General features: G+C 63.8%; 18 protein-coding genes. 7 read left to right on the forward strand and 11 right to left on the reverse strand.

Features of this window, described 5'->3' with window-relative positions:
* Positions 1–27: 27 nt before the first annotated feature.
* Together LTI14_RS06530 and LTI14_RS06535 are read left to right on the forward strand one after the other, a co-directional pair.
* A complete protein-coding gene (locus LTI14_RS06530; protein WP_241476079.1) occupies positions 28–1,551 on the forward strand; it encodes an alanine/glycine:cation symporter family protein in 1,524 nt (507 codons plus the stop codon).
* A 21-nt stretch (positions 1,552–1,572) separates the two neighbouring features.
* Positions 1,573–2,490 (forward strand): phosphatase PAP2 family protein, encoded by a 918-nt coding sequence (locus tag LTI14_RS06535; protein WP_241476080.1) that lies wholly within the window; start codon positions 1,573–1,575, stop codon positions 2,488–2,490.
* A 107-nt stretch (positions 2,491–2,597) separates the two neighbouring features.
* Here the strand turns inward: LTI14_RS06535 and LTI14_RS06540 are convergent, their stop codons facing one another.
* Together LTI14_RS06540 and LTI14_RS06545 are read right to left on the reverse strand one after the other, a co-directional pair.
* Positions 2,598–3,701 (reverse strand): fatty acid desaturase family protein, encoded by a 1,104-nt coding sequence (locus tag LTI14_RS06540; protein WP_241465453.1) that lies wholly within the window; start codon positions 3,699–3,701, stop codon positions 2,598–2,600.
* Between the two features lie 86 nt (positions 3,702–3,787).
* Positions 3,788–5,713, reverse strand: coding sequence for a sensor histidine kinase (locus LTI14_RS06545; RefSeq protein ID WP_241465454.1), 1,926 nt, complete (start codon positions 5,711–5,713; stop codon positions 3,788–3,790).
* Positions 5,714–5,796: 83 nt separating this feature from the next.
* Here LTI14_RS06545 and LTI14_RS06550 point away from each other — a divergent pair, with 83 nt between their 5' ends.
* From LTI14_RS06550 to LTI14_RS06560, 3 genes are read left to right on the forward strand one after another with little or no spacing between them, the layout of a single operon-like run.
* Positions 5,797–6,504 carry a response regulator gene (locus LTI14_RS06550; RefSeq protein ID WP_241465455.1) on the forward strand — a complete coding sequence of 236 codons (708 nt, stop codon included), beginning with the start codon at positions 5,797–5,799 and terminating at the stop codon, positions 6,502–6,504.
* 32 nt (positions 6,505–6,536) lie between these two features.
* A complete protein-coding gene (locus tag LTI14_RS06555; RefSeq protein WP_241476081.1) occupies positions 6,537–8,825 on the forward strand; it encodes a S9 family peptidase in 2,289 nt (762 codons plus the stop codon).
* Positions 8,822–9,670 (forward strand): class I SAM-dependent methyltransferase, encoded by an 849-nt coding sequence (locus tag LTI14_RS06560; protein ID WP_241465457.1) that lies wholly within the window; start codon positions 8,822–8,824, stop codon positions 9,668–9,670. The genes LTI14_RS06555 and LTI14_RS06560 overlap by 4 nt, the downstream gene beginning before the upstream one ends.
* A 55-nt stretch (positions 9,671–9,725) precedes the next feature.
* On the opposite strand, the gene LTI14_RS06565 is transcribed toward LTI14_RS06560, so the two are convergent.
* The gene (locus LTI14_RS06565) at positions 9,726–10,385 is read right to left on the reverse strand and encodes a TenA family protein (RefSeq protein ID WP_241465458.1); all 660 of its coding nucleotides are present in this window, start codon (positions 10,383–10,385) and stop codon (positions 9,726–9,728) included.
* Between the two features lie 120 nt (positions 10,386–10,505).
* On the opposite strand from LTI14_RS06565, the gene LTI14_RS06570 reads away from it, so the two are divergent.
* On the forward strand, positions 10,506–11,510 hold the full coding sequence (locus LTI14_RS06570; protein WP_241465459.1) for a 1,4-dihydroxy-2-naphthoyl-CoA synthase: 1,005 nt from the start codon (positions 10,506–10,508) through the stop codon (positions 11,508–11,510).
* 947 nt (positions 11,511–12,457) lie between these two features.
* On the opposite strand, the gene LTI14_RS06575 is transcribed toward LTI14_RS06570, so the two are convergent.
* The 8 genes from LTI14_RS06575 to LTI14_RS06610 form a co-directional block, all read right to left on the reverse strand.
* Positions 12,458–14,395 carry an SDR family oxidoreductase gene (locus LTI14_RS06575; protein ID WP_241476082.1) on the reverse strand — a complete coding sequence of 646 codons (1,938 nt, stop codon included), beginning with the start codon at positions 14,393–14,395 and terminating at the stop codon, positions 12,458–12,460.
* Positions 14,392–15,888: an FGGY-family carbohydrate kinase gene (locus LTI14_RS06580; RefSeq protein ID WP_241476083.1), complete on the reverse strand. Its 1,497-nt coding sequence runs from the start codon at positions 15,886–15,888 to the stop codon at positions 14,392–14,394. Before LTI14_RS06580 ends, LTI14_RS06575 begins: the two co-directional genes overlap by 4 nt.
* Positions 15,885–17,513 (reverse strand): glycerol-3-phosphate dehydrogenase/oxidase, encoded by a 1,629-nt coding sequence (locus LTI14_RS13330; protein ID WP_241476084.1) that lies wholly within the window; start codon positions 17,511–17,513, stop codon positions 15,885–15,887. The genes LTI14_RS06580 and LTI14_RS13330 overlap by 4 nt, the downstream gene beginning before the upstream one ends.
* Before the next feature lie 105 nt (positions 17,514–17,618).
* Positions 17,619–18,491, reverse strand: a complete 873-nt coding sequence (gene lsrF, locus LTI14_RS06590) for a 3-hydroxy-5-phosphonooxypentane-2,4-dione thiolase (protein WP_241476085.1) — start codon at positions 18,489–18,491, stop codon at positions 17,619–17,621.
* Complete coding sequence (locus tag LTI14_RS06595) at positions 18,484–19,473, reverse strand: ABC transporter permease (RefSeq protein WP_241476086.1); 990 nt, start codon at positions 19,471–19,473, stop codon at positions 18,484–18,486. Before LTI14_RS06595 ends, lsrF begins: the two co-directional genes overlap by 8 nt.
* A 59-nt stretch (positions 19,474–19,532) precedes the next feature.
* A complete protein-coding gene (locus LTI14_RS06600; RefSeq protein ID WP_241476087.1) occupies positions 19,533–20,339 on the reverse strand; it encodes an ABC transporter permease in 807 nt (268 codons plus the stop codon).
* A 170-nt stretch (positions 20,340–20,509) separates the two neighbouring features.
* Positions 20,510–22,042, reverse strand: a complete 1,533-nt coding sequence (locus LTI14_RS06605) for an ATP-binding cassette domain-containing protein (RefSeq protein WP_241476088.1) — start codon at positions 22,040–22,042, stop codon at positions 20,510–20,512.
* 32 nt (positions 22,043–22,074) lie between these two features.
* On the reverse strand, positions 22,075–23,160 hold the full coding sequence (locus LTI14_RS06610; RefSeq protein ID WP_241476089.1) for a substrate-binding domain-containing protein: 1,086 nt from the start codon (positions 23,158–23,160) through the stop codon (positions 22,075–22,077).
* A gap of 565 nt (positions 23,161–23,725) precedes the next feature.
* Between LTI14_RS06610 and LTI14_RS06615 the strand changes: the two genes are divergently transcribed.
* Complete coding sequence (locus LTI14_RS06615) at positions 23,726–24,478, forward strand: GntR family transcriptional regulator (protein ID WP_241476090.1); 753 nt, start codon at positions 23,726–23,728, stop codon at positions 24,476–24,478.
* The last annotated feature ends 312 nt before the right edge of the window (positions 24,479–24,790 follow it).

The raw sequence follows: 24,790 nt of genomic DNA on the forward strand, positions 1-24,790 counted from the left end.
TGCCGTGGGCGGTAGAGTCAGCCCATTATGACTAATGACGATCTTCTCTCTACGATCAGCCTGATCGAGGACTCCGCGTGGACGTGGCTCGGCATTCCCGTGATCGTCTTCGTGGGCCTCTACCTCGGCTTCCGCACCCGACTGGTCCAGCTGCGCCACATCCCGGACATGTTCCGGGCCATCACCGACAAGGCCACCAGCGACGAGAACGGCCGCACCCGATCGCTGTCAGCCTTCCAGACCTTCACCATCACCACCTCCGCACGAGTGGGCACCGGCAACATAGCCGGCGTGGCCGGTGCGATCGCCCTGGGCGGCCCCGGGGCCGTGTTCTGGATGTGGCTGATGGCCATCTTCACCTCGGCGGCCTCCTTCGTGGAGTCCACCCTGGCTCAGCTCTATAAGGTCCGCCGCTTCGACACCTTCAAGGGTGGGCCCGCCTATTACATCGAGCGTGGGCTGGGAACCCGCTCCGGCGGCATCGTCTTCGCGTTGATCTTCATCTTCTGTTTCGCGCTCTCCTTCACCTCGCTGCAGTCCAACACGATCGTCGACGCCGCGACCGGAGCGGCCACCGAGCTGGGCATGGATGACACCACCAGCCTGGTCTGGATCCTCGCCGTGGTGCTCACCGGGCTCACCGGGCTCGTGGTCCTAGCCGGACTGCGCCGAGTGGCGCAGGTGACCCAGCGGGTCGTCCCGATCATGGCGATGACCTACATCCTGCTGGGACTGGTCGTGGTGGCGTTCAACATCGAAGCGATCCCGGCGGTGTTCGGGATGATCTTCGGCGAGGCGTTCAACTTCACCTCCGCGGCGGGCGGCGCCCTCGGCGCGATGATCTCCGCCGGCGTCCAGCGCGGCATGTTCTCCAACGAGGCCGGCATGGGCTCGGTCCCCAACGTCGCGGCCACCGCCGACGTGTCACACCCGGTCAAGCAGGGGCTCGTACAGACCCTGGGGGTCTACCTGGACACGCTGATCATCTGCTCGGTCACTGCGTTCATCATCCTGGTGACCTTCCCGGATCAGGCGTTCCGGGCTGAGACCAACGTCGGCGGTGAGCTGACGCAGGCGGCGCTGACCGCGAACTTCGGAGCCTTCGGCGCGATCGCGCTGGCGGTCATCATCCTGCTGCTGGCCTTCACCTCGATCCTGGGCAACTACTCCTACGGTGAGATGAACGTGCTGTTCATCTCGAACTCCGAGAAGAGCCGCAAGATCTATGCGGTGGCACTCACCGGCGTCGTCTTCCTCGGCGCGATCATCCCGGTGGACCTGGCCTGGGCCATCGCCGGTGTGACGATGGTCATCATCGCGCTGTACAACCTGGTCGTGATCACTCTGCTGGGCGGCACCGCCGTGCGCCTGCTCAAGCACTATGAGGCGCAGAAGCGACAGGGTCTCGATCCGCTGTTCCTCGCCTCTGACATGCCGGATCTGCGCAACATCGAGTGCTGGACCGAGGCCGACATGGCCGACCACCGGACTGAGCCTGCACCCGCGACGTCACCCGAGTCAGAGTCGGAGCGCGCGCACACCCACCGCTGAGAGGTGCGGCAGAATAGCCGCATGCCTTTGCACCAGAGAAACCCGGCCTTCCACCTCGAGCGGTGGGTGGCCGGGTTTCTGCTGTGTGTGGCGCTCTTCGGGGTGCTCTACCTCGGCGCGGTCCGCACCGGACCGGGCCAGCTGCTGGACCAGATGATGCAGCGCACCGCCTCCGGGACCTGGAATCCGCTGCCGCCGCTGAGCCCGCAGAACGACTGGATCACCGCCTGGATCCTGCTGCCGCCAGCGCTGGCCTGCGCGGCACTGGCGCATCAGCGCGGGCCCCACCAGCGCTGGCTCATCCTGCTGTGCGGGGCCGCGGTGGCGCTGGGCGCCAATGTCACCACGCAGGTGATCAAGCTGGTCTGGTCTGGGCGGCCCACGTTGGTGAGTCTGAGCTCGGAGTGGCCGGCCAACTCGCTTCCGAGCGGTCACACGACCATGGCCGCGGGGGCCGCGGCGGCGGCGTTCCTGATCTGCCGACCACGGGACCGCGCCTTCTGGGGGGTCCTGGCCGGGCTCTGGGCCGCCGGGTGGGGCGGCTACATCTATATCGAGGGCTGGCACCTGCCCAGCGACATGATGGCGGCCTACCTGGTGGTGGCGGCGTGGACGCTGCTCGGCGGAGCCGTGGTGCATCACGTGGAGGCGCGAGACCCGGAACTCGCGCCGCTGCCCGCGGAACCGGGAATCCCCGGGGGACGTCAGGCGGGACTGTCCCTGACGCTCGGCGTGATGGGCACCGTGCTCGGGCTCGCCGCGCTGCTCGGGCCGGTGGCTCGCCATGGGCTGGCCGAGGCGACCGCCTCACCGACACCGTGGCTGTTCCTGGCCGGAGCCGCGCTGTCCTCCGCGCCGGCACTTCTGCTCAGCGCGGCGCTGATTCCCCTGTTCTCCAGCGAGACCCGGCGGCTGACCCGCACTGCTCGGAAGGCCTGAAGGCTCCTCGCCGGGCAGAGCAGAACCGCCCGGTTCACAAGTGAACCGGGCGGCGAGCAACGGGTGCCCAGGGCCCGTGCTGCGGGCCTGCCGAGACCCAGAAAGGGTCAGCGGGGGCGGTACTGGTTCATGATCGGGCAGTCCATCGGGTCGGCGTAGCCGAGACCCACGCGGTTGAGGTAGGTGACCACCATTCCGTAGGACTGGACCAGTCCGGTCGCGGTGTAGCTGATGCCCTTCTCGGCGCAGAACTCCTCAACGATCGGCTTGACCTTGTGCAGGTTGGGGCTGGGCATCCGCGGGAAGAGGTGGTGCTCGATCTGCAGGTTCAGCCCGCCCATGGCCACATCCATGGCCCGACCGCCCTTGATGTTGCGGGAGGTCAGCACCTGGCGGCGCAGGAAGTCCATGTCGGAATCCTTGGGGATGATCGGCATGCCCTTGTGGTTCGGGGCGAAGCTGCCACCCATGTAGACGCCGAAGACCAGCAGCTGCACGGCCAGGAAGCCGAGTGCCAGGCCGGGGCTCATGGCCAGGAAGATCAGCACCGGGAAGCCGATCAGCCGCACGGCCAGCATGGCCAGCTCGGTCTTGCGGCGCTTGAGCTTCTTGGCGGTGAAGACGGTCTTGAGCGCGTTGTAGTGCAGCGCGATCGCGAAGAGGGTCAGCAGCGGGAAGAACATCCAGCCCTGACGGCGGGCGAGCCAGCCCATGAAGCCGGTGCGCTGCGCAGCGTCCTCGGCGACGAAGACCAGGGCGCCGGGGGCGATGTCGCCATCCTTGCCGATGGTGTTCGGGTTGGCGTGGTGCCTGCCGTGCTTCTTGGTCCACCAGCCGTAGGACAGGCCCACGATGAGGTTGCCGGTGACCCGGCCGAACCACTCGTTGCGCTTGCCGGTGCGGAAGACCTGCTGGTGTGCGCCGTCGTGGGAGAGGAAGGCGACCTGGGTGAGCAGGATCCCGAAGAACGCGGCGAGGGCGAGCTGCCAGAGACTGTCACCGAGGGTGAACATCGCCACGAAGGCACCGGCGAAGGCCAGGGTCAGCACGATCACGCGGAGCACGTAGCTGGAGGCGCCGCGGTCCATCAGGCCCTCATCCTTGACCCGCTGGGCGAGTTCGAAGAATTCGTTGACCTGCTTGTTACCTGCTGGGCGCACCCGCTCGGGGCGGCCCTGCGCGGCCTCCGACCGTGTCTCAGTGATTGTCATGCTCCTACGTTATCGAGCTGAGACCTCCCGCGCGTCACCCGGCGGAGCCATCTTCACCCCCTACCCGGGTAGGGGGTGCGCGTGGTTCACAGCGGGAAGGAGGCGCGGATGAAGTATCCGCCGTCCGGGGTCTCCCCGGTCTCCACCGTGCCGCCGACGGCGCTGACCCGCTCCCGGATGCCCTCCAGTCCCAGGCCGGCGCCCGGCGCGGGCACCGAGACCGGGTGCGGCGGGGCGGTGTTGCGCACCTGGATCAGCAGGTGGCGGGTGTCGGCGGGCTCCGAATCCTTGTCGGACTCTCCGATCAGCTCGGCGCTGACCTCGATCGTGGAGGAGGGCGCATGGCGCAGCGCATTGCTCAGTCCCTCCTGGACCATCCGGTAGGCGGCGAGGCCGACGGCGGAGGACGCCTCCACGACGTCGAGCCCGGTGACCCGGATCGGGGTGCCGGAGGCGCGGGTGGCTTCGACCAGCGAGTAGATCTCCGCGAGCCCCGGGGTCGGCCCGGTCGGGGCCTCCTCCTCGCTGCGCAGGGTGCCCAGCAGCATCCGCATCTCCCCCAGCGCCTGCCGCGAGGACCGGGCGATCTCCTCGAACTCCTGCTGCGCCTCCGGCGTGATGGAAGGAAGCCGGTAGCGGGCGGTTGCGGCCTGCACGCTGATCACCGACATGGAATGGGCGACCACGTCGTGGAGTTCCCGGGCGATGCGGTTGCGCTCCTCGAGCTCCCGACGACGCCGGCTCTGCTGGGCGCTGGTGCGTTCGGAGACCTCCAGCCGGTCGGCGTCGCGGATCCACTGCCGGGTCAGGCTGCCGAGCACGGCGACGCCCCCGCCGACCGAGGCGAACACGATGCCGGTGCTCACCGCCCCGTCAGGAAGCTCCGGGGCCGCCATGACGATGGCCGCGAACGTGAGCAGCGCGCTGGCCGCCCAGCCGCTGGCCGCGCAGTACCAGGGTTCGCGCAGCGCCGCGACCAGGATCACCCCGCACTGGATGAGCATCGCGGTGACCGGCCAGGGCCAGATCCCCACCCCTGCCTCCGCGGTGGCGCCCATCAGTGCCGCCGAGACCAGGACCGAGGCGCCGATCCCGGCCCAGGGGAACTTCAGCGTGAGCACCAGGCTCAGGCAGTGCCCCAGGGTCAGCACCAGGGCGAAGGCCGGGTGGATCCCATAGACCGTGGTGGTGAGCGGCCAGGCCACCACGAAGAGCACCACCGCGGCGAAGCAGATCCCGATCCAGGACCAGGCGGCGGCGCTGAAGGAGGCTGAGGACTCCTCGACCCGGGCTCCCGGGCGACCCACGGCGGCGCGGGAGAGCGTGCGCTCCAGCGGATGCGCCTGGGGGTGTTCCAGCGGGATCAGTCGGCCCCGGCCGCCTGCGCCGAGCAGGCTCGTGGCCAGCAGCGCATCCAGTGCGGCCAGCCCGCGCATCACGGCGGGCAGGGTGACCAGGAAGACCACGCCGAGGATGAAGAACACGGCGGCGTCCAGCACGTACTGCCAGAACCCGCTGGCCGGCACCAGCGCGGGTTCGATCAGCTCCAGGATTCGGATCAGGCCCCGTTCGCCGGGGATGAATCGGGACCAGAAGAAGTAGGTGAGCCCCACCGGGCCCATCAGGATCCAGAGGGCCGCCACGACGAAGGTCACCAGCCGCACCGGCAGCGCGAGGATCATCTCGAAGATCAGATCCAGCCAGCGGCGAGGGTCGGCCACCGGGCGCAGTCGACCGGCCAGGCCCGGGTCCCTGGGCCGATAGCTCACCGGGGCGAGCACCGCGCCCCAGATCCGCAGCCGACGCCGGGAGAGCTCCGCGAACTCCGAGGCTGTGACCAGGGCCAGCGGAAGCACCAGGGCACCCACCCACAGCGGCGCCGTCGCAATGGAGACCGCCAGCAGGGTCATCAGCAGGCTGGCGCCGAAGAGCGCGATCGGCAGCCCCGGCAACACATAGGCGCTGTCGCGCAGGAGCCGTCGGGTCAGGGATTCAGGTCGAGGGCTGTGCACTGAGGAATCCTGGGCTGGGGAGGCATGGTGTTCACATCACACCATAGGCATCGGCGGGCGCGGTACCGGGGTAGCGTTGAAGCATGCCCCCCGCCGTCTCCGCCGACTCCTCGGCCCCGCTCTCCGGCTCTGCCATCCGGGTGCTCATCGTCGATGACCAGTCGATGATCCGCGCCGGCTTCGCCGCCCTGCTCGACGCTCAGGTGGACATCACGGTCACCGGCACCGCCGCCGATGGTGAGGGGATCGAGGAGGTGGTGCGCGGCACCACCCCAGACGTCGTGCTGATGGACATCCGGATGCCGAAGGTCAATGGTCTCGAGGCCACCCGGCAGATCCTCAGCATGGAAGGGACTCCCCCGCGCATCCTGATGTTGACCACATTCGACGCCGATGAGTACGTCTTCGACGCGCTGCGCGCCGGAGCCAGCGGCTTCCTGCTCAAAGATGCCACCCCGGAGGAGCTGGTCCAGGCCGTCCGGGTGGTGGCCGACGGCGACGCGCTGCTCTCGCCCAAGATCACCCGCACCCTGATCGCGGACTATGCTGCCCGCCCGACGGCGACCCCGGTCCAGTCGCGGCTGCTCTCCGAGCTCACCGAGCGTGAGCAGGAGGTGATGACCGCGGTCGCCCGTGGCCGGTCGAACGCGGAGATCGCCGCTGAGCTCTTTCTCGCCGAGCAGACCGTGAAGACCCATGTGTCGCGGATCCTGACCAAGCTGGCGCTGCGCGACCGGACCCAGATGGTGGTCTACGCCTATGAGTGCGGGCTGGTCCGCGCCGGGGAGTGATGCGGACTTCGGCGGTCTGATTGAATGGCGGCATGTCTGATTCAACTGCCCCGCAGGCCAAGAAGGTCCCCACCGAACGCACCCATCACGGGGACACCTTCGTGGATCACTACGAATGGCTGCGGGACAAGGACTCCCCCGAGGTCCTGGCACATCTGCACGCCGAGAACGCCTACGCCGATGCGGTGACCGCCGCGCAGAAGCCGCTGCGCGAGACGATCTTCAACGAGATCAAGCACCGCACGGTGGAGACCGACCTCTCGGTCCCCTCTCGCCGCGGAGACTGGTGGTACTTCACCCGCACCATCGAAGGCGAGCAGCACCCGGTGTACTGCCGGGTCGCCGCCGGCAGCGCAGCGGAGACCGAGCAGAACGACGGCGAGCGCGGGTCCTGGACCCCGCCGCAGGTCGAGGCCGGCGTCGTCCTCCCTGGTGAACAGACCTTCTTCGACACCAACGCCGAGGCCGCGAAGCACCCCTTCTACCAGCTCGGCGGGATGTCGCTGAACGCCGAGGGGACGCTGCTGGCCTACTCCGAGGACACCTCCGGCGACGAGCACTACACCGTGCGCTTCCGCGACCTCACCACCGGGGAGAACCAGCCCGAGCAGATCAGCAACGTCCACGGCGGACCCGTGCTGGAGCCCTCCGGCGCGCGCGCCTATTACATGGTGGCCGACGCCGCGTGGCGGCCCCACCAGCTGTACATGCACACCCTGGGCACCGACGCGGAGCAGGATCGGCTGATCCTGGAGGTCAGCGACGAGCAGCTCTGGACCGGCGTCGGGCTCTCCGCGGACAAGCGTGAACTGGTGATCATCTCCGGGAACTCCGAGTACGACGAGTCCCGGCTCCTCGACGTCACCGACCCGCAGGCGGAGCCGGTGCTCTTGATCAGCGCCGAGCAGCGCCTGCTGCACAGCATCGACCCGATCGAGCTCGACGGCGAGCGCCTGCTGCTGGTCACACACAACCAGTCCGGACCGAACAACGCCCTCTCGGTGACCACAGCCGCGGCGCTGACCGCCCAGGACCCGAACGCCGCGCCGAGCGCTGACCGGCCGCTGGACCTGGGTCGGCCGGTGCTGCCGCATGAGGAGACGGTCAAGCTCGAAGGCGTGAGCGTCACCGCCGCGCAGATCATCGTCACCGCCCGCCGGGACACCATCGAGTCCATCCAGCTGCTCAACCTGGAGCAGCTGCGCGCGGCGCTCGCCGGCGCCGACCCGGTGCCGACCTCGACGCTGCCCGGCCCGGAGTTCGACGAGGAGCTCTACACCTGTGCGGTGATCGCCGCGGAGTACGAGGCGCCGCTGTTCCGGGTGGCGTATGAGTCCTGGCTGACCCCGACCCGGATCTATGACATCGACCATGAGACCGCGGAGCCGCTCCTGCGCCGGGAGACCCCGGTGAACGACGTGGATCTCGGCGCCTACCGCGCCACCCGGATCTGGGCACCCAGCGGGGACACCCGCGCGGACGGCTCGGCGATCGCGATTCCGGTCACGGTGCTGCATCATCGCGATGTCGCAGCCGATGGCACGAATCCGACGCTGGTCTACGGCTATGGCTCCTATGAGATGAGCATGGATCCAAGCTTCGGAATCCCAAGGCTGTCGCTGCTGGACCGCGGGGTCGTCTTCGCGATCGCGCATATCCGGGGCGGCGGTGAGCTGGGCCGCGGCTGGTACGAGGACGGCAAGAAGCTGAAGAAGACCAACACCTTCACCGACTTCATCGCAGCCACCGATCACCTGATCACCCAGGGCTGGGCTGATCCGGCACGGGTCGCCGCGCTGGGCGGCTCCGCCGGCGGACTGCTGATGGGAGCGGTTGCCAACCTCGCCCCGGAGAAGTATGTGGCGATCCTGGGGCAGGTGCCCTTCGTGGACAACCTGACCACCATCCTGGACCCGGAGCTGCCGCTGTCGGCGCTGGAGTGGGAGGAATGGGGCAACCCGATCACCGACCCGGAGGTCTACCGCTATATGAAGTCCTACGCGCCCTATGAGAATGTCCGCGACCTGGCATACCCGGCGATCGCGGCGGTGACCAGCCTCAACGACACCCGGGTGCTCTACGTGGAGCCCGCGAAATGGGTGCAGGTGCTGCGCGAGCACCAGCGCGGCGAGGCCCCCGTGGTGATGAAGATCGAGATGGAAGGCGGCCACGGCGGGGCGTCGGGCCGGTATGAGACCTGGAAGGAACGCGCCTGGGACTACGCGTTCATCGCGCATCACCTCGGCGCAAGCGAGCGTCTGGGCGCCGGTGAGATTCACAGCGCCGTTGAGATTCCCAGCGCAAGCCAGCCGCGCCGATGAGCCCTGCCGAGACCGAAAGCCCCGGGGACCCTGCGGAGCCGGGCAGCTCGAGCCGACATTCAGCCCCGGAGGTGGACCCGGCCTTCGCCTGGGTGACGGACCCGGAGCTTGTGGCGATCTATGACGTGGAGAACTCCGGGGGCTGGGACCACGAGTTCTACCTCGAGCTGGCCCAGGAGCTCGGTGCCGCCCGCGTGGCCGATATCGGCTGCGGCACCGGGGTCTTCGGGATCCTGCTGGCCGAGCATGGCATCGAGGTCACCGGTGTGGACCCGGCGGCGGCGATGATCGACGTCGCTCGCTCCCGGACCGCCGAGTCGCAGCTGACTCCGCCGCCGCGCTGGATCCACGGCTTCGCCGATCAGCTGGAGGCGCAGGCGGCGGACCTGGTCGTCATGGAGGGCCACGTGGCGCAGTACTTCCTCACCCGGGCCGACTGGGAGGCCGTGCTGGACCACGCCTTCCAGGCGCTGAGGCCCGGCGGGCATCTGGCCTTCGAGGTGCGCAACCCGGCCGCGCTGGAGCTCGACGCCTGGGATCCGGAGTCCACCCGGGAGACCCAGCCGCACCCCGACGGCGGAGAGTTCACCTCCTGGATGGAGATCGTCCGCGTCACCGAGGACCCGGCGGACGGCGCGCTCATCACCGCCCGGGCGCACAACATCCTGCCCGATTCCCGTGAGCTCATCGCCGAGGAGACGCTGCGCTACCGGCCGCTGTCGGTCCTGCGCCAGACGCTGAGCGCCGCCGGGTTCCGCCCGGTTCAGCTCTGGGGCGACTGGGACCGCGAAGAGCTCAGCGATGACTCCCCGGAGATGATCTTCCTGGTTCAGAGGCCCGACTGATCCCCCTGCTCGGGAGGCTGCGCGGGGCCGCCGAGTCGGTGTATGACATCCTCGCTCAGCCGACCGGCCAGCGTTCCTGCCGGTGGGCTGAGTCCCAGAACATCCACTCGTACTGACTCGCCCGGCGGTAGGCGGCGTGCATCGCGGCCCGGGTCTGCTCGCTGGCGGTCTCCGCCAGCTCGTCGACGACCTGCTTGGCAGCTTCGGTGAGCTCGTGGAACTCCGGATCCCCGTAGGCGCTGATCCAGTCCGCGTAGGGGTGCCCATCGAGGGTCCCGACCCGGGCCTTGAGACGCGTGCCGACGTCGTCGTAGATCCAGAAGCAGGGCAGCACCGACGCCGCCAGCACCGGCAGCGAGCCGGCCGAGACCAGGGCGAGCTCGTAGGAGGTGTAGGCGACGGTGGTCGGTGAGGGCTGCACCGCGGAGAAGTCCACCACATGGGTCGCGTGCAGCGCACGCTCCTCCTCGATCGCGCCGGCGGCGGCTCGGGACCAGAACATGATGTGCTCGGGGTCGGTGGACTGAACGGCGCAGGCGGCGAGCGCCCGGGCGTATTCGGTCAGGTACAGCGCGTCCTGGCCCATATAGTGCTCGAAGGTCGCCCGCGGCAGCGACCCGTCTTCGAGCTGCTGCAGGAACGGCAGCTTCTCGATCTCGGCACGGATTGCCTCCGTGCTCGCCCAGGCTTCCTCGGTGAAACGCTTCCCGGTCATGCTCTCCCTCTCCAGCACCGCCTCATCAGCGGCTTTGACTGTGGTCCAGGCCCACTCTCTCCCGAGACATCGTAGAGCGTCGCGAAGATCCGCGAGCGAGATCATGACGACGACGCACCCATGCTCCTCGGTAGACTCGGCCATGTGACCGGATCCGATACCCCCAGCAGCCCGACCGTCCCCAGCCTGCCCGCGAAGGTCTCCGACATCTTCGACCCGTGGCAGTGGCGCACCGTGGAGGGATTCGACTTCACCGACGTCACCTACCACCGGCGCGTGCAGCGCGACGAGGACGGAACGATCACCGCAGATCTGCCAGCGGTGCGCATCGCGTTTGACCGCCCCGAGGTGCGCAATGCCTTCCGGCCCGGCACCGTGGATGAGCTCTACCGTGCCCTGGACCATGCCCGGATGACCCCAGACGTGGGTGCGGTGCTGCTCACCGGCAACGGACCCTCCCCCAAGGACGGCGGGCACAGCTTCTGCTCCGGCGGGGACCAGCGCATCCGTGGCCGTGACGGGTACCGATACGCCGAGGGCGACACCGCCGAGACCATCGACCCGGCCCGAGCCGGGCGGCTGCACATCCTCGAGGTTCAGCGGCTCATCCGCACCATGCCCAAGGTCGTCATCGCCGTGGTCAACGGCTGGGCGGCCGGTGGCGGGCACTCGCTGCACGTGGTCGCCGATCTGAGCATCGCCTCATCGCAGCACGGGAAGTTCAAGCAGACCGACGCCACCGTGGGCTCCTTCGACGCCGGCTACGGCTCGGCGCTGCTGGCCCGCCAGGTGGGTCAGAAGAAGGCCCGCGAGATCTTCTTCCTGGCTCGTGAACACTCGGCCGAAGAGATGGTGGCCGCCGGCGCGGTCAACGAGGCGGTCGACCACGAGCGGCTGGAGGAGGTCGCCCTGGGCTACGCCACCGACATCGCCCGGCAGTCCCCGCAGGCCATCCGGATGCTGAAGTTCGCCTTCAACGCCCCCGACGACGGTCTCGCCGGCCAGCAGGTCTTCGCCGGGGAGGCCACCCGTATGGGATACATGACCGATGAGGCGGTGGAGGGCCGCGACGCCTTCCTCGCCAAGCGCGAACCCGACTGGTCTGAGTTCCCGTACTACTACTGATCAGACGCATTGATCCATGTCAGCGCCTGATGATCACCCTGCTGGGCGCACACCGGGCGCAAGAGGATCATCAGCGTCGATGGAGACGCCGACGGCCTCCAGTGCCCCACCACGACCGCCCGTCAAGTGCCGCCAGAAGATATGTAACTACCGGGACATCGGCGGTAAGGAGCGGTCATGGACTCGTGGCCCCTAGGTTGAGACTCTGCGTCCTGGGGTTCCGATCAGCGAGGTTTGGGAACTAGGACTGACTCCAAACGCCGACAGCCTGATGACGTCGATACGACAATCGCAGCCCATACCGCGCAAGACAGCAGAATCTTCCCGATGGACTCGGGAGATCAGCTGCGGGAATCATCATCGCCATTCCTGCCAGCTGGGATCGAGATGGAGCTCTCCTGGACGCGTCCGGGATGGCCGTGGTGCGCGCGGACCTTCAGGGCTCGATGACGCTGAATGGAGCCATCGGAAGATGTGGTTCACCCCGCTCCCGCGCGACCAGAGGAGCCTGTGCGTGGGTGCACTTGAATACCGTGACGGCGCCCCGGAGGGCCCACCCCGCAAACAGGGCACGATCGTATTCACTTCGCGAGGGCGCCGCCGGAGGCTCATAGTCACCGAGGTTCCCTCTCCGGGAGGCCATTACCGTACTGGATCTCTCTACACCTGCACAGCGTGGACGTTGCTATCGGAAGCGTCACGACCGGCCCCCACTTGGCGATCACCATAGATTCCGGCGAGTTGATCCCTCACATGCTCAGAGACGGTGGATCCATGATCGAACCGGCGACGATGATCTAGACGGCTGAGGCGACTGAATGACTTCGGTTCAGAATCGCCCAAATCGTGGCAGCATCCCTGGCGACTCACCCCCGATTTTTCAGATCCCTAGACCTCGTGTGCCTTCACTCGCCCCCTGACTGGTCCAATCAAGAAGTATGTGGGGCTCAAATGACTCGCGCATTGCCCCCATCGACACTCAAGTGCGCCCCAGTAGTCGCTGAGAAGGTTGACGAACACAACGCGACGATGGCGTCCGCTACCTTGTCACTGGTGACTTCAACATTGAGCAGATTGCGCGACTTGTACTCCTCCACGGAGAGTCCGTAATGAGCTGCGCGCTCCGCGAGTAGCTGCGGGGTCCAGATGCCGGTGTCGAAGACTGCGTCGGGTTCCACCTGGTTTACACGAATACCATCCGTAGCCCACTCCAAGGCTGCTACCCGGGCGAGCTGTGCCGCGGCGGCTTTAGTTGCCGAGTACGCCGCCGCTCCAGGTCCAGGCGCCGGCACGTTTTTGCTTGAGACCAGCACAACCCTCCCGCCGCGGGGCGCTAGAGCCAGGTACGGATGGACTGCGCGAAGGGCACGTGCTACTGCAGTGGTGTTGACCGCCACGGTCTTCTCCCAATGCGCGTCGTCCATATCCACGATGGCCGCGCTCTCCGGAAAGATCCCTGCTGCGATGACCAGCACATCGACTCCTCCAAACTCGCGGACAGCGAGCTCCGCGGCCTGCGCCAGGAATGCCCCATCAGCTGCATCCCCCGTGACACCTCGCCAGGAATCAGACGTGAAGGCTGAGGCTACGTGCGGATTCTGATCGATGCCCACAACAGCGGCGCCTTGATCGATGAGAGCGGCCGCAGACGCCCGACCGATCCCCGAGGCTGCCCCCGTTACTATCGCTACCTCACCTGTGAAAGCGGGTCTGCTACTGCCGGACCGGATCTTGGCCTGCTCCAGCGACCAGTACTCGACGTCGAAACTTTCCGCCTCGCTGAAGGAGGCGTACTCTGCGAGGCCATCAGCTGCATCGACGATGTCCATCGTGTGCAATGCGATATCGCGAGCCACCTCAGCTGCGGTGGCGCTCCTCCCTGCAGTCAACATGCCCCATTCCTGGTCAAGGATCACACGGGGAGCCTCGTCGATCGGCACCACTTCCCCGACACGATGGCGATTCTCCTCCACGTAGCGGCGATACTCAGCTGCGAACGCGGCCACATCCCGCCCAATCAACGGCACACGCTTCGTGTGAATCACGTGCTCTGCAGTGGCGGTTCCGCGGGTGGTCAAACTTCTGACGTTCGGGCGTCCGGCATACTGTGTAGCCCTGGCTGACTCAGACTGACGCACAATCATGGGATCTCCGGCAATTGCTGAAAGCTCCCGCCGAAAACGCGCTATGTCGAGGGGGTCCCCCGCACGCTCGATCCCAGGGCCGGGATCCCCCCACGTCGGGTTGCCCATTGCGGCAGAGGCGGAGGCCACAATGGATTGATGTCGAACGAGGGCTTCGTCTGGATCATCTGAAAAAGTGAATAGTCCGTGGTTGGACAAGACAATGGCATCGACTTCACCAGTTGCCACCTCGTTACAGCTCGCGATCTGACGCGCAAGTTTGAAGCCGGGCATCACGTACGGTAGTACGAGAACTTTCCTCCCCAGTACGTTACTCACGTTTGGCCCGTTCTCCAGCTGGTTAGTGAGTGCCACGATCGCGTCCGCATGTGAGTGCAGGACCACGCGCGCCGGAATGAACGCGTGGAGGAGGGCCTCGATCGATGCGATGGGGGCCGTCGCGTCCAAAGAAGCTTGCCGAACTTCATTCACCATCTGTGCATCAGTGAGCGAAGCACACTTCAGCAGTTCCAATACTCGCTTGCGTCGCAGTGGAGCGAACCCCTCCGGCTCGATAGTTGCAAGGTTCCACCCACTGCCTTTCACCCACACCGTCTCCACCTCGGCCCCAGTCACATCGGTGGTAAACCCCTTGATGGAGGTGTTGCCACCCCCGTGAAGGACGAGCGACGGGTCTGAGCCGAGCACTCTCGATAGTCGCGTGATCACCTGCAGCGCAGTCTCGCCCTTTATGTCGCTCATGCCAGCTCCGTCCAAACGGAACTCATGGCATCTAGCGCGCGATCGAATCGATCCCCTTGGCGGCGATACATCTCTGAATCGGCGCTCGGCTCAACGACAAGCTTTGGGTCCGGGTCAACGCGCCAAGCAGAAATGTCGCTACCGGCCCCGCTGGCAGCAAGCGAAGCAACCCCCCTCGCGCCCAATTCAGTACCTAGCTGCCTACGGACTGGGTGCCCAATGATGTCCGCAAACATCTGCGCCCAAAGAGCGTTTTTGGCTCCACCTCCGGCCAAGGTCCAGGGATCGTCTGAAACTGACGCACCACTCATACAGAGCTTCTTCAGCTGTACTCGATGGTATTGGGCGATGCCCTCAGCCACCGCCCGTGCCATCTCGGGATAACCGTGGCACCCCTTGAGGCCCAGGAAGGTTCCGGAAGCCCCGATGTGTTCAGGCGCACCGTGAATGAACGGGATGAAGAGCGCTCCTAAGGCACCGGCTGGTACATCAGATGCGGCGGCCAAGAGCGCCTGCGGGCTCACTGACTCCTTGCAGGGTCCAGACATCAATGACGCGAACCACTCGATGCTCGCAGCCGAAGTGGGCGCCACTTCCTGAGCCAACATGAAGCGCTTGTCTGGAAGGAGCGCATTGAGAGTCACCGCTGGCGGCTTCTCTGACACTGGTACGACTACTGAGTTGATCGCCCAAGTGCCTACGATGATGGTGACATCACCCTCGTCTGTGGCCCCCGCACCTAGAGGGCTTGCTACGCAGTCCATGCACCCGGCCACCACTGGGATGCCGACCGGCAACCCGGTTAGAACACCGGCCTCATTGGTAACGGGACCTGCCACGGAATCTGATGCTGCAGGGGGAGGGAGCAATCTCATGAGTTCGCGTGGGAGCCCGAGCATGTCGAATACGCCCGGTTCATAGTCGTGTGCAGCGAGATTCATGATTCCCATCGCGGAGGCATCAGAGACATCGGCAACTGCGAGCCCGGTAAGGAGTGATGAAATAAAATCTTTGCAGGAGAACAACCAGCGTGCTCGTTCGACATTGACTCGCTCATGTTCCCAGAGCCAACGCAGGAGGACTACGGGTTGACCCGCCCACGGCACCGATCCCGTCATTCTCTGCATCTCATCGACTGTCTGTCGGGGGATTTGGGCAACGATGGGCTCAGCGCGGCAGTCATTGGACGCGATCGCAGAGCGGACAGGGCGAAGCTGCTCGTCGACCAGATAGATGCCGTTCCCGGCTGCAGTCACACCTACTGCGGCCGGTGTCCACTGGTTCGCGGCAAGCCAATCAGTGAGTTGCCGAAGAACTCGAAACACGACTCCGGTAAGAGCGTTCATGTCGATTTCCTGCTGTTCACCCGTGACCGCGATTCGCGGGTTGGATCCCGAGAAGGCCCGAACCTCTAGTCCGTTCTCGTCAAAGGCCGCGGCTTTCGCTTGGGTCAATCCAACATCAATACCGATGAAACACCGCTGACTAGTCATGCGCTGGACTCACCTTCCTGCTCGTAAGTGGCTTCTGTGACCAGGGCCCGCGGCATCAGCCGTTTGACTGCGACGCGATAGGCTGTGGTTTGCGCCTCGGCATACGGGGCAGTCCACTCCCCGACTGCGACCAGCACGTCCGCAGCCGCCGGCGCGGCACTGAGACCAACATCGCCATTGATACCGATCAGTGTGCGCCGCAGGACGATGTCCTCGAGCGTGACCGCACCTTCATTGCGTACCGCGTGGACGACCTCGGCCGCAATTGCCCCGGTCTCTTCGTCAATCTCCTCCATCATTGCGGGTCCGGACATGGCGAGCTGTTCAATCTGTTCGGCGATCGTGCCATAGAGCTCAACGAGCCGAATCGCGAGCTGAGGCGGCAGTCGCGTGGTCGCGAGATATTCTGCTCGGTATTCCTCCCAAGAGACATCGGTCGGCGCCCCGGGCAGTAAAGCTCTGCGCGTTGGCGACGGCCGCTTAGGGAGTCCTAGGGCTCGCAACACGTGTCGAGAAACGAGCTCACCGAGCGAACGATGCGTCGTGAGTTTTCCCCCGATTATCGTGATGAGGCCTGCGTCCTGCCCATCATGGGCGATGATCTGATGATCCCGGGAAACCTTGGATGGGTCCTCCAGATTATCGACATACGGGAGCGGTCGAACGCCTGAGTATGACCAGAGCACGTCGGTTGCCACCAGGCCAGCTTGCGGTATCAACGTGTTGACTGCGTCAAGCAAGTACGCGACTTCTTCGTCGTCCATCTCGATAGTGTCTAGGCTGCCGTCATAGGGCACGTCAGTCGTCCCCAACATGTACCTCCCCGCCCACGGAAGGATGAACATCGGACGGGAGTCCTTGGGCGACTCGAAGAAGATACAGGTTGAGGGAGCGCCGGCGAATGTGTCGACCACACAGTGACTGCCCTTAGTCGGACCGATCCTTCGATCGTATCCACCCGCAAATCCCAAGATGTCGTCCACCCAGGGTCCAGCTGCATTTATTACGACGCGCGCGGATAGAAGCTTCAGAGTGCCGTCTTTGCGGTCACGGTAGCGCAGTCCTGCAATCCGACCATCGGCACGAACCAATTCTTCTACCCGGGTATGCGTGAGCACAAGCGCTCCGTGGGACTGCGCATCCATAGCCAACTCGGTCGTAAGACGTTCCGTGAACGGAATACTGGCGTCCTGGAAGAGCCCAGCCCATTTGAGTCCAGCATCGGCCAGTGCTGGCCAATCACGAGCGAGACGTTTGCGGAACACGATACGGTTCAGCGGCAACAACTTGCCGATGGACAGTACATCATGCAGAACCAGTCCACATGCGAGCAACCACCCGGGTCGGCTCTGAGTCTTCGAAAAGGGAATCAGCATGGGATAGGGACGAACCAAGTGAGGAGCACATCTCAGCAAAATGTCGCGCTCACGAATCGATTCGTGCACCAGGTTGAGCTCGAAACGCTCCAGATACTTGAGTCCCCCATGAATGAGTCGAGTAGAGATCGCCGAGGTGCGCGCGCCCACATCATCCTGATCAATTAGCGCCACTGAGAGGCCCAAGCTTGCCGATTCCCGCGCTACAGCCAGACCATTGATACCTGCACCGATGATCACAACGTCCACCGGGCTGATCTGCGAGTGGTATGTCGAAAGACCAGTCATAACTGATGTTTCCGTTCTGCTAGGGACGTGGGCCGGGTGAGCACAGGCCTTCGCCCGGGATAGCGGCTAGTTGGACAGACTTTCGAAAAGCTCAAAGGCAACCTTCGGGGTGACCCCGTCGTGTACAACGGCCCGCACGGCAGCGAGCATGGCCGACGGGTGTTCCGACTGGAATACATTGCGGCCCATGTCGACACCTGCCGCGCCCTCCTGAATTGCCTTGTAAGCGATCGTTAACGCATCGATCTCGGGGATCTTCTTCCCACCTGCGATGATGATTGGCACAGGGCAGGACGAGGTAACCGTCTCGAAGCCATCTTCGATGTAATAAGTCTTGATGAAATTGGCACCAAGTTCGGCGGAAATGCGTGTCGCTAGACGAAAATAGCGAGCATCTCTCACCATTTCTCGACCAACCGCGGTGACAGCGAGCACAGGAACTCCTGCGCTCTGCCCCTGATCGACGAGGGTGCTCATGTTCTTCAGTGACCTCGTCTCGTGCTCCCCACCGATGAAGACCTGGACAGCCAGTGCGGCCGCGTCGAGACGAATGGCATCGTCGATACTGACCGTGATCTCTTCATTGGAAAGGTCCTTCAGCACGCTAGGGCCTCCACTAGCCCGCAGCACGATGCCCTTTCCGCTGGTAGCCGGAATGGTCGTGCGGAGCGCCCCGCGAGTGAGCATGAGTGCATCGGCTTGCGGTATCAAGGGGACGATCGACCGGTCGAGGCGCTCGAGTCCGGAGGTCGGACCCTGGAAGTACCCGTGATCGAACGCGAGCATTACAGTCTTGCCGTCGAGGGGGTTGAATATGCGCGACAATCGGCTGCGCATACCCCAGTCCTGTCCCGCCAGACCTTTGAGGTGAAACTTCTCTTGCATTCCGGAGTCGCCCTCGAAGTTGTGTCCTTCGCGAAGGTCATCGGTATCAGCCATGAATATCTCCTAGTTGCTGCTTCTTGTTTGATTGGAATGAGGCACGCAGCTGACGCCACGTTGATCCGCCGGTTCTGGTTGCCGAAGATGAGGCGATCACGACGAGGACGACCAGGAGTCCCTTCAGTATGTTTTGGGCCCCGACGCTCCACCCCACGAGATTGAGCAACGCGGAAAGCAGCACGAAGAACAGAGCCCCCGTCCAAACTCCGGTACTCACCGGACGCCCACCCGCGATGAGGGTGCCACCTATGACGACGACGGCAATCGAGTCGAGCATGTACGAGGCACCCAATGCCGGGCTGGGGGATATGAACGCTGCGAGCAGCCCGCCGACTAGACCCGCGCAAGCTCCACTCGTCAGATAGGCAAAAGCTGTCACGACGCTTACGCGAATCCCCGCCACACGCGCCGCCTTGAAGCTCTGACCGGTGGCGACCAGCCCGAGACCGAGTGTTGTCCTGCGCAGCATCAAAGCGACGCAGACCGTGATGGCGAGAACAACCAATGCCACGACTGGAAGTCCCATGATTTTGGAATTCACGAAACTGCGAAGCGCGACATCCGCCCCGCCTCGGTTGGAATCTGCTAAGAGCAAAGTTGTAGAACCGACGATCAGACTTGTTGCCAAAGTCGCAATAATCGGTGGGACTCTGAGACCCAGAATGGCTATCACGCTGCAGAGCGCCGCAACCACACCGGCGGCAATGGCGGACAACAGGCCGACAACCGCTCCATGCTCAGAGCTGATGAGCACTGACACGTAGGCAGACATCGAGACGACAGCGCCTACCGAGACATCGATGTTTCCAGGCCCGAGGGTGATCACGAGCATCTGGCCCAGGGCTACAAGAGCAAGATAGGGAGCAAGTGTGAGCGCCTGAGACATGGGCTGCAATGGCGATCCGCCTGTGACGGCGACGATGGCAGCCCATACGCAGAGAACACCAATTACTGACCACCCCCATGCGGGCCACACCATGGATCTCCTCGCGGTGACCTGCTCGTTCGTCTTGGGGCGCGGGATTTCGGAAGTGAGAGTCATGATCTCGCGAACCGTTCAGTGATGAGCCGGCCCGCCAGGACTGTCAGGACGATGAGCCCCTGGGCGCCGGACTGCAGACTGGATGGGAGGTTGATGAGGCTCAGCAGAACCGTTATTAGACCCAGCGTGACCGCTCCGAGAGCTGTGCCTAGTGGCAACGCGTAACCGCCGGAGAACCGACCGCCACCGAGAATCACTGCTGCGATCGTCATCAAGGTGAAATTCGTCGCAGAGTTGATGTCCCCGGAACGAGTCTGTGATGCGAGGAGTAGGCCAGAGAGGATGATGAGCAGGGCGGCCATGACGTATGTAGCGACTCGAGTCCTAGTCAGGGACCACCCCAGTTTGTCGAGCGTGGCTGCGTTGCTGCCGAGCGCCCGCATGCGCACCCCGAACCGACTCCGTCTGGCTATATACCAACCAACAAGAGTCGCAACAAAGATGTAGACGAAGGGAGATGGGATCCAATCAGGGCGCCAGCGACCGATTGTCGTGAGCCAATCCGGCGCCTGCCCTCCGGGGGTAGGGAGCATGGTGAGCCCAAGTCCAAACCATACGAAGGACAGTCCCAGTGTGACGATGATCGATGGAACGTTCCGTTTCTGAATAATGAACCCCATCGCCGCGTAGGCGACGACAATTCCGGCGAGCAGTAGAACACCCAGCAGTGGAGACGTATTGAGAGTCGTAGCGGCGATGACGGTGACAAAGCCTATGAGAAACCCGATGCCTAGATCGATGTCGCCGAGTGACATGATGAGCATCTGCGCCTGGGCGGCGAAGACGATTGGGACCGCTGACATCAACATGAGTGTCAGCCCCGCCACGCTCAGGATCCCCGGTTGGTTTACGACTGCCAGAGTGAAGATCGCGATCAACGCAGCAAGGGACAGTAGTGCGGGGGAACCGTGCAGTGCGGAGACTCGAGCTCGTTGACTTCTAGTGGGGCTGGAATTCAGCGCTGTGATCGCGGTCATGAGTTACTCCCTGTCGCGTCTGCAAACGAGTCGGCGATAAGACGTTCATCCGTGATCTCCTCGCTGTGGAGCATCGACACGATCCGGCCGGCACGGAAGACATAGACACGATCGCAGTGAGACATCTCCTTGTTGTCGGTCGAGTACCAGACGATGGCACGGCCCTGGGAAGCTTCAGCCTTCATCAGCGCATAGAGCTCGTTCTTCGTGGTCACGTCGACGCCACGGAAGGGGTCGTCCAATAGAACGAGTGACGCATCCGCCGCGAAAGCGCGCGCCACCAGCACTTTCTGTTGGTTGCCACCGCTGAGCGAATTGATCGGTGCGAGCGCTCCGCCGCGGACTCTCAGCGTGTCGACCCAATATCGGGCCAGGTCCCTCTTTCGTCCGAGATTGACGAATCCGAAGGTGCTGATCGCCCGCCGCGCTGCGATAGTGAGATTGTCTGCAACGGTCCACAGCGGGAAGATCCCCGATACTTGTCGATCGCCGGGGACGTATGCCCGTTCTTTGGGGACGCTCACCCCCCGGGGAAGAATGCCCGGAGCCCACAGTAATTTCAGGACTGCCTCCTGACCTTGCCCGTCGAGACCGGCTAGACCGATGATCTCCCCGGTACGGGCTTCAAACTTCAATCCCTCTTTGTAAGCAATCGAGGCGACAACCTCGTCGGCGATAGGCTCGAGTTCCTCACCTTGGGGAACGATACGTTCCATGGTCTCGGTGTCCACGTGAACGTCGCCGCCCATAGCGCTAAGGAGGTCGTTCTCCGAGCTGGATTCGGCGTCTGCGATGGCTGCGACGCGACCGTCCTTCATCACCACGATTCGGTCGCTATGCGTGATCACTTCCTTCATACGATGAGAGATCAACAGGGCGGTGACCCCTTTGTCTACTAAGGCATGCAGATAGCGATACATCTGACCAGCCGCTTCCCCGCCGAGAGATTCTGTAGGTTCATCGAGTATCAGCAGGCGCAGGTTATCGGTGCACAATGCCCGAGCGATCTCAACCATCTGACGCTTGGCCATCGGCAAGTCCCCGGCGCGCTTAATCACGGCGATCCCATGTCCAGGGAAGACATCGTCCAAGGTTTCGAGAATTCGTCGCTCCGCTGTGCGCGGCCAAGTAGACGTCTTCGAGGGTCGACGGTCCGACAAGTATGCGTTTTCAGCGACCGTGAGGTCAGCACAAAGTGCTAGCTCTTGGTACACCATGCGAACGCCCGCCGCCTCAGCAGTGGCTGCATTCCATCTGGACCTATCGGTTTCTGCGAAATCGACGGACCCCTGGTCCGGTTGTTCCCGACCAGCGAGGATGCGCGTCAGCGTGCTTTTTCCCGCACCGTTGTGACCGACAAGTCCAAGGATCTCCCCTTTGCGCACCGTGAGGTCGACACCATCCACTGCCACCGTGCGGCCGTACCGCTTGGTGATGGATTTGCAGGTGATAAGCCCTGCAGCCGGGACGGTCGTTTCCGGGGTACGCGCTTCGGCGAACAGGGATGGTCCTGGTGCGTTCGTAGTCATCTATTTTCCTTGAACTCGTCGGTCACGGAGAATCACTGGAGAGCGGGGGCTTCAGCAGGTTCACCTGCGATGGCAGCGTCGATAGCTGCATTCACGCTCTCCTGGTCCCATGGGTAAGCGGCGTATTCATCCGCTGAGAGATTCTCGAGCCAGAAGTCCAGATCACTTTCCTCGATCTGCATGATTGGGAGCAGGATCTCGCCGGGGACTTCCTGGCCCTCGAGCTTCGCAATAGCTACATGGATCGCTGCTGCGCCCTGACCTGGGTCCGTCAGTGTGGAGAATGATCCGTTGTCGATTCCCTCCTCCCGCCAGAATTCCAAGGACTGGCCGTCCGTGTCGAAAACGACAACAGGGACTTCTCTTCCGGCAGATTCAAACGCTTGCGCGATGCCCATGCCGGCGATGCAACCTGGAACAGCGTCGATGTCCGGCAATGAACCGAGGATTCCCGTGATCTCTCGTTGTGCCGTGCTTCCGTCGCAGTATCCGTTGATTTCCGTAGCAACCTCGATGTCGGGGTATTCGTCGAGGATCTCCTGCTGGCGCGCGTGGAACTCTTCCTCGGGCTGTGATCCGATAACTCCCCGATTCAGAACTACAGTGCCCTCACCGTCGATCGCGTCGATCGCCGGCTGCAACGACGCTTCACCCCACATGGCGTAGTCATTGCGCACGACGGTGGCACATGGTGCGTCCATGTCGGCGTCGAGGACTATGACAGTAATCCCAGCGTCACATGCTTCTTCGACAGCGGGAACGAGTGCCGTGGAAGAAGCCGGAATCACCATGAGTACATCCGGATCCTGCAGCATGAGGCTACGGATCTGCGAAGCCTGTTCGGTGGCACTGTTGTCACCGGGAGTATTCACTGCAGTGAAGTCGGAAACGACGCCTTGGTCCTGCAACTCTCGCGCTGTCTCTTCGAATTCGTTGATCAGCGTCAGGCGCCACCCATTTACGAAGCCATTGCTCAGCGCGAGGGAGACACCTTCGACGGAGTCTGCATCCGATTCTTCACCTTCCGCTGCTGCCGAGTTGTCGGAACAAGCGCTAAGGGCAAGTGCAACTACGGCGACGGTCGCGACGCCGTAGCGCCGCCAGTTCTTGGACATCATTGTCTAACTCCTATTGAATCGCAGCTTCAGCGGGCAGGGGTGATCACAGGATGGAACTGATGGGAACTCGAACGGATGCGAACACCTGAAACAAGTAGTGATCAACTCATCATTACTAGTTGATCGTGATGTAGATCATATTGAGAGCCTGGAGAGCTGTCAATAGGTGCATTATGGTGCGCCTGAGGTTAGAAACCGCCTGGGATGCACAGAGGGAATCTCCGCACTCAGAACCCACCAATAGTTCCCAACGAGCCCAGCTGGATTGATACGGCGAATGTCATTCGTCTGGGGAGGGGCGGACAGTTGAACCTGAGAGGCCTTATCGGAATGCGCTTTTGCGCAGACAGGCTGAGACGCTAGCTTGAAGCACACCCGACTGCGGGCACTTCAACCAGCTGTTCGATCGGGTGGACCTTCACCCCTCTCCGCTACACTCCAGATTCAGTGCGCCCCGCAAGACGTAAGACCCGGTAGGACGAGCCTCGCGAAGATGGGTAAGTGCCTGATAAGACTCCCGCCCGCGCGCGTTGCGGGCTATGGCGGACGCAGAAGGGACCAATTGATGACCGCGACTGCACTGCACGAGTATCGGCTTGACCGGGAGGCGAATGAGCCTCTTTGGCGCCAATTGGCCACCGTGCTGCGCACGGCGATCGCTGACGGCGTGCTGCAGCCGGACCAAGCCCTCCCGTCGGAGTCTGAGCTCATCGACATGTACGGAGTTTCGCGAACTGTAGTTCGAGAGGCCCTCGCCGAGTTGGTGCGTCGAGACTTGATCTACAAGATCCGCGCCAAGGGATCGTTCGTCGCCCCACGGCGGCCGGACCTGAGCTTCGTCGGGTCAACTCTTGGCTCAGCCGCAGACTTAACATCGGCGGGACGCCTGGTGACGACCCAGATCCTCCTGCAGGCGCAAGGGACTGCAACCGACCACGAGGCTCGGGCCCTTAGGATCGAGCCAGAATCTCCGGTCGTGAGGTTACGGCGCATGCGCGCAGTGGACGGCTCCCCCTGGTTGCTTGTCGATACGACATTGCCACTGCACCGATTTCCCCGTCTCTTAAACTCGAACCTCGAGAATCGATCCTTGTACGATCACCTGCGCCGGCATTATGGCGTGACAGTGGCAGGGGCCGATCGCTGGCTGCGAGCCGTAATTCCGGCCGAGCCAGACGCCGCCATACTCAACCTTCAGCCGGGAGAGCCCGCCTTGAGTATCGAATCTCTTTCCTGGGACGAGTTGGACGATCCGTTTGAGTATTACAGGGCCCTACATAGAAGTGACGAGGCCCGGTTCTATGTGGGTATCCGATAGATCGTGAAAATGAAAACACCGCCAATTAGCAGACGCGCCTGGGGCGAGGTGACCAAGCATTACGACTGTCGAAGGAGCCCCTCGAACAGGGCGACGAAACGGAGGTGCGCGAAAGCTGGGAGGTTCGGCACCCCATCGATTCCTATGGCCACCGTTCGCCCGCATCCAGTTACTGAGTCATATGTCTCACCTCTGAGCATCGTGACCAAAGGGCTGACACCCGCAGAACACGCCCCCAAGTGTTTCCCCAGCGGACCCACTTCTGCCGATCATCATGGCGTCCACTGCAGCTCCTGAAGTCCCGCTCTGTGC

This window comes from Nesterenkonia sp. YGD6, assembly GCF_022565895.1.
Lineage (GTDB): Bacteria > Actinomycetota > Actinomycetes > Actinomycetales > Micrococcaceae > Nesterenkonia.